3 protein-coding genes are annotated in these 6,712 nt (G+C 45.6%); all 3 read right to left on the bottom strand.

Annotated elements, in window-relative coordinates; all coding sequences use genetic code 11:
• On the bottom strand, positions 1 to 3,463 hold a 3,463-nt coding region (locus ACM0OZ_RS41195), incomplete at its 3' end, for a tetratricopeptide repeat protein (RefSeq protein WP_414588660.1).
• A 31-nt stretch (positions 3,464 to 3,494) separates the two neighbouring features.
• On the bottom strand, positions 3,495 to 3,908 hold the full coding sequence (locus ACM0OZ_RS41190; protein ID WP_414588659.1) for a hypothetical protein: 414 nt from the start codon (positions 3,906 to 3,908) through the stop codon (positions 3,495 to 3,497).
• Positions 3,909 to 4,065: 157 nt separating this feature from the next.
• Positions 4,066 to 6,648, bottom strand: coding sequence for a DNA mismatch repair protein MutS (gene mutS / locus ACM0OZ_RS41185; RefSeq protein ID WP_414588658.1), 2,583 nt, complete (start codon positions 6,646 to 6,648; stop codon positions 4,066 to 4,068).
• Positions 6,649 to 6,712 lie beyond the last annotated feature (64 nt).

The following is a 6,712-nucleotide window of genomic DNA, read 5'->3' as shown; positions in this document are numbered from 1 at the left end:
TAGCTATATTCAATGACTGTTGGTGAAACTCTATCGCCTGTTGGTACTGTCCCAAAAATTGGTAAGCAATTCCTAAATTGCCCAAGGCGGTTCCTTCGCCATTGCGATCACCAATTTCTCTAGCTATATCCAAAGCCTGTTGGTGAAACTCAATCGCCTGTTGGTATTGTCCCAAAGATTGGTAAGCAATTCCTAAATTGCCCAAGGCGCTTCCTTCGCCATTGCGATTGCCAATTTCTCTAGCTATATCCAAAGCCTGTTGGTGAAACTCAATTGCCTTTTGGTACTGTCCTAAGGAGTCGTAAGCATTTCCTAAATTGCCCAAGGCGGTTCCTTCGGCAAAGCGATCGCCAATTTCTCTAGCTATATTCAATGACTGTTGGTAAAACTCAATCGCCTGTTGGTACTGTCCCAAGGATTGGTAAGCAAGTCCTAAACTGCCCAAAGCGTTTGCTTCGCCATTGCGATCACCAATTTCTCTAGCTATATTCAAAGACTGTTGGTAAAACTCAATCGCCTGTTGGTACTGTCCTAAAGATTGGTAAGCAAGTCCTAAATTGTTCAAGGCGCTTCCTTCTCCATTGCGATTGCCAATTTCTCTAGCTATATTCAATGACTGTTGCTGAAACTCAATCGCCTGTTGGTACTGTCCCAAGGAGTCGTAAGCATTGCCTAAATTGCCCAAGGCGCGTCCTTCACCATTGCGATCACCAATTTCTCTAGCTATATTCAATGACTGTTGGTAAAACTCAATTGCCTGTTGGTACTGTCCTAAAGATCTGTAAGCAATTCCTAAATTGCCCAAGGCGGTTCCTTCGCCATTGCGATCACCAATTTCTCTAGCTATATTCAATAACTGTTGGTGAAACTCAATCGCCTGTTGGTACTGTCCTAAGGAGTCGTAAGCATTTCCTAAATTGCCCAAGGCGGTTCCTTCGCCATTGCGATCGCCAATTTCTCTAGCTATATCCAAAGCCGGTTGGAGAAACTCTATCGCCTGTTGGTACTGTCCCAAAGAGCCGTAAGCAAGTCCTAAATTGTTCAAGGCGCTTCCTTCGCCATTGCGATCACCAATTTCTCTAGCTATATCCAAAGCCTGTTGGTGAAACTCAATCGCCTGTTGGTACTGTCCCAAGGAGTCGTAAGCAAGTCCTAAATTGCCCAAGCTGTTTCCTTCACCATTGCGATCGCCAATTTCTCTAGCTATATTCAATGACTGTTGGTAAAACTCAATTGCCTGTTGGTACTGTCCTAAAGATCTGTAAGCAATTCCTAAATTGCCCAAGGCGGTTCCTTCGCCAAAGCGATTGCCGATTTCTCTAGCTATATTCAATGCCTGTTGGTGAAACTCTATCGCCTGTTGGTACTGTCCCAAGGAGTAGTAAGCAAGTCCTAAATTGCCCAAGGCGCGTCCTTCACCATTGCGATCACCAATTTCTCTAGCTATATTCAATGACTGTTGGTGAAACTCTATCGCCTGTTGGTACTGTCCCAAGCGTTGGTAAGCATTTCCTAAATTGCCCAAGGCGGTTCCTTCGCCAAAGCGATCGCCAATTTCTCTCGCTATATCCAAAGCCTGTTGGTAAAACTCAATTGCCTGTTGGTACTGTCCCAAAGATTGGTAAGCATTTCCTAAATTGGTCAAGGCGCTTCCTTCGCCATTGCGATCACCAACTTCTCTAGCTATATCCAAAGCCTGTTGGTGAAACTCAATTGCCTGTTGGTACTGTCCTAAGGAGTCGTAAGCAAGTCCTAAACCGCCCAAGGCGCGTCCTTCGCCATTGCGATTGCCAATTTCTCTAGCTATATTCAACCACTGTTGCTGAAACTCAATTGCCTGTTGGTACTGTCCCAAGCGTTGGTAAGCATTTCCTAAATTGCCCAAGGCGGTTCCTTCGCCAAAGCGATCGCCAATTTCTCTCGCTATATCCAAAGCCTGTTGGTAAAACTCAATCGCCTGTTGGTACTGTCCCAAGCGTTGGTAAGCATTGCCTAAACTACCAACAGTAGCCTGATAATTCCAGTTTTCTCTAACCCCTGTTTTTTCCCATGCTGCTATTAATTGCCTATACAATTCAACTTGGACAGTGTAATAACCCCTTAATGTTAAAAAATCATCGCAAGCTATTAATATATCGAGTGCAGAGTCATATTGTTTTATTAGATACCTATGATAGAAAATTTCTAGATATTCCTTGATATCTTCTATAGTGTGCCAAGGTTTTTGTTTAACATTCAAAAGATAAAAATCAATCGCTCGCTGATGCACTTCGGTTTGATCGCCTGCTTTATAGCGCACATACTCCAACACTACTGGCTGGAAATTAAACCACCGCTGAGTGTTGAGTTTTTCTAACAAAAAGGAACGCTTAACCAGGTTTCTTAGTTCCCTCTCAACGTCAGTCTCAGAACTTTCAGGTAACAAAGCTGCGGCTGCTACTTTATTAAAAGTACCACGGTAAACGCTGACATTGAGTAATAGTCTCTTTTGTAGGTCATTCAACCGTGCAAAACTGGCATCCAATACCAACACCATCCCCACATTTTCCCGACGGTGCTGACCTACTACCTTGGGATCTGTTAATATCTGCTGTAAATTCCCTAAGCCTAATTCTGCTAATCGTCCTAAGCTGGGGTCTTGGGGGTATTCTTCTTTGAGTAAATCGGCTACTAATCTCAATAGCAAGGGATGCCCATCTACTAATTTGGTAAATTCTTCTAAATCTCCCCCAATGTTCAATGCTGTTAGGAGTGCCACCCCTTCCTCAATTTTCAGACCTTTTAGGGATATCCATTGAAATCTTGACGATATTGGCTGTTGCGGTCGTTCTCTGGTAGTGACTAATACTTTACTGTTGTCGCCATACTCTACCCAAAACGTGAAAAAGTCTCTGTAAAACTGGCTGCCCCACTGTCTATCTTGCTGTAATATACTTTCTAGGTTGTCAACTATTAGCAAGTATTGCCCAGATTTCAGGCACTTAACCAATGCTTCTACTAATTCTGATTCTTGTTCTGGTACTCGATGACCAAATTCTGTCAGCACTCGGCGGGCTAAATCGCTGAACACTGCCCCAGAACTTACATCTGCCCAGTATCGCTTGGGGAAACCCTCAATTTCTTCATAGATTTTGGCAGCTAGCATTGATTTACCCGTGCCACCAATACCTTCAATCCCAATTAAAGTAATATCTTTATTTTTTAACCATTGGGTGAGTTTGGTAATTTCCTCGCTTCGTCCTTGCCAGTAAGCTAAAGTTGTATGCAGATTACCTGCTTTGAGAACACCAGCCAGTTCTGCTTTGCTACTACGTTCTAGCAGTTTGACTATTTCAAACTGTGGCGCTCCAAAAATAACCGTCTTAGCTTCTATCTTCCCTACCTCAGTAAACTGACTTTGGTCATAGGCAGTTCCCTGCATTTTCAAGTTATCTTGGCTACCAGAGTTGTTTTCTTCTGCCATTGTTTAACCTGATAGAAATTACAGCTAATAGTTACAAATTAACGTCGCCCTTGCCTTCTATTTTCCCCACTTGCTTAAATGTACTTTGGTCGTAGGACTTGCCTTGCATCTGGAAATTGTCACCCGTTGGTTGTGCGGTTTTGGCTTGTAGAATCTGAGTAATTTCCGCTGCCAATGCTGTATCTGTTTCCAGAATTTTCTTCAACTGCACCCGCAAACTCGCTTGTAAATCTTCATCTTCCGGATGTTTTGCTACATCCGCTGCTGCTTCTTGCGCGGCTGCTTTTGCTTCTACCTTGGGATCCAGTTTTGCCCAAATGGCTTTTGCCTTGTTCCAAACATCCTCACCTACTTTCTGAGATGCTCCTTCTACTGCCTTATTACCCACCTTTATGAGAAATGGTAGGCATGGTGCTAAAACTTTCACGAGTAGAGCGATATCCATTAGTTTACAAGGTCTATTGAATGAATGTACCTTTTTACCAAAAATATTAACGCATTTTCCTTTTACGCCTCTATTTCCAAGTCAGTGTCTTCGCTAGTTCCACGCCAAGTGGCAAGAATTTGTCAACACGGACAAATAATCTGGAAATCGACAATAACTATTCCAAATTTTGCAGTCCAACTGCAATCTTGCTGTGCTTTTCGATTTGCCCCATCACTTGTTTTGCCCGTGCAATCACAACTTTGGGTAAACCCGCCAACCTTCCCGCTTCAATTCCGTAGGACTTATCAGCGCCTCCTGGTTGAACTTGGTGCAAAAAGATAATTTGGTCGGGTAACTCCTTCACCGTCACTTGGTAATTGGCAACATTTGGTAACAGCGACGCCAATTCATTCAACTCATGGTAGTGCGTGGCAAAAATCGTCCGCGCCCGAATCTCTGTTGCAATGTACTCCGCCACCGCCCAAGCAATAGAAAGACCATCAAACGTCGCCGTTCCTCTGCCAATTTCATCCAACAACACCAGCGATCGCGACGTTGCATGGTTGAGAATATTCGCCGTCTCATTCATCTCCACCATAAAAGTCGATTGACCCGTCGCCAAGTCATCCACTGCACCCACACGAGTGAAAATGCGATCGCACACTCCCAACCTAGCAGACCGCGCAGGCACAAAACTACCAATTTGCGCTATCAGCTGAATTAACCCCACCTGACGCAAATAACAACTCTTACCACTTGCATTTGGACCAGTGAGGATAATTAAGTCAGGATGAGAAGAATTTCCCTTGTCCTCCTCTTCCCTTCCCAACTGTGTAGAATTCGGCACAAAGAAACCCGCAGGCAAAGACTGTTCCACCACCGGATGACGTCCATCCACAATCGTAATTTCTCGTCCTTCCACCATTTCTGGACGACAGTAACCTTGATGAACCGCTAACTCTGCCAAACCACACAACACATCCGCCGCCGCCACCGCACGGGAAATATTGCGAATCACCTCCGCTTGTGAACCCACTTCTTCGCGCAACGCCACAAAAATCTCATATTCCAACTGGTTCAAATCATCGCGCGCCGTCAGAATCCGCGCTTCCCGTTCCTTCAACTCTGGCGTGATGTAGCGTTCTTCATTAACCAGCGTTTGCTTGCGTATATAATTAGACGGCACTTGGTCTGCCTTTGCACGGGAAATACTGATATAATAACCAAAAGTTTTGTTAAATCCGACCTTCAGCGTCGGAATTCCCGTCCTTGCTCTTTCGTCAACTTCCAAGTTGGCAATCCATTTCTGGTCGTCTTCGACAGTGGCACGTCTTTCGTCCAACTGAGCATGAACTCCAGGACGAATCAACCCGCCATCTTTGATATGTATCGGTGGCGACTCCACCAGATGACCGCGAATTTGCTGTGCCAACTCTTCTAACACAGGCGGTACCTTCTGTAATGCTTTCAGGAAGGGTGAACGAGCATCAGCCACCAGGCGAGATAATTCTGGCAAACGAGACAGGGAATCTGCCAAAGCAAGTAAATCCCTTGCATTAGCAGTACCAGAACCAGCGCGTCCCGTGAGCCGATCTAAATCATAAATTTGACGTAACAACTGCCGTAGTTCTTGACGGAGAGTTGTATTTTCTACCAATTCTTGAATCGTGTCTTGCCGTGTCCGAATACCTTTAATATCAAGTAGTGGTTGCAACAACCACCGCCGTAAAGCACGACTACCCATTGCCGTACTGGTTTTATCTAATGCCCAAAGCAGGGAACCGTGAAAGGTGCCATCACGCACAGTTTGCGTAATTTCCAGGTTGCGGCGGGTTTGATGGTCAACAATTAAAAAGTCAGTGAGGGTATAGGTGCGTAGCGGCTGTAGGGGGATGGCGTTTTCTTTCTGCGTATCTTCTAAATATTCCAGCAACCCACCTGCAGCGCGGACGGCTAACGGGAGATGTTCGCAACCCAATCCTTCCAGCGATCGCACTTTAAATTTTTGCAACAATTTTGCCCGAGATTCTCCTGAAGAGAAGGGAATTTGCGATCGCAACGAATAACAAAAAGAGGGTGGCAAACATTGGGGGAGATGTTCTGATTTTTCTCCCGGACGCAGTAAACTGCCCAAGTCTGGTGCGTTGGTCGGAATAAGCACCTCTGCAGGCTGCAAGCGCATAAGTTCCTGTGTCAAATGCTCTAAATTGCTACCTTGCGTGGTGAGGAATTCACCAGTAGAAATATCTGCATACGCCAAACCCCAATGTTCCCCAGCGATGACCACAGCCGCCAGGTAATTATTGCGACTTGACTTGAGCATTCCCTCCTCTAGCAAAGTGCCAGGGGTCAGGATGCGCGTGATTTCCCGCCGCACCAACCTCCCTGCAGCTTCCGCAGCATCTTCCACCTGGTCGCAAATGACAACAGCATATCCTTTTTCTACCAACTGTGTCGCGTGGCGTTCCCAGGCGTGGTGCGGTACACCACTCATCGCTACCCGTCCGACTTCCCCTACTGACTTGCTGGTGAGGGAGAGTTCTAATTCCTGCGCCAAAGTCACAGCATCTTCAAAGTAACATTCAAAGAAATCTCCCACTCGATACAGTAGCATCGCATGAGGATACTTATCCTTCGTCTCGACATAGTGCTGGAACATTTGAGTCAGCTTACTGCGATCCACCAATCGAGTGTCAGTGTGCGGCGCAGTCGGGTTATTGGGTTGGGATGTTTGGGATGCAGAGTAAGAAGCAGTCATGGATGTCTACCAATACACAGGGCAACCTGTCAATATCCGATGATAGCTTGATATCAGCGATACT

This window comes from Scytonema sp. PCC 10023 (assembly GCF_963920835.1).
Taxonomy (GTDB): domain Bacteria; phylum Cyanobacteriota; class Cyanobacteriia; order Cyanobacteriales; family Nostocaceae; genus Kalymmatonema.
The sequence above is the reverse complement of the archived record's forward strand: the minus strand, read 5'-3'. Positions and strand labels throughout refer to the sequence as shown.

Bases quoted from the DNA above. Each gene is read 5' to 3' on its own strand.
- mutS (WP_414588658.1), bottom strand. From the start codon at position 6,648: ATGACTGCTTCTTACTCTGCATCCCAAACATCCCAACCCAATAACCCG.
- ACM0OZ_RS41190 (WP_414588659.1), bottom strand. From the start codon at position 3,908: ATGGATATCGCTCTACTCGTGAAAGTTTTAGCACCATGCCTACCATTT.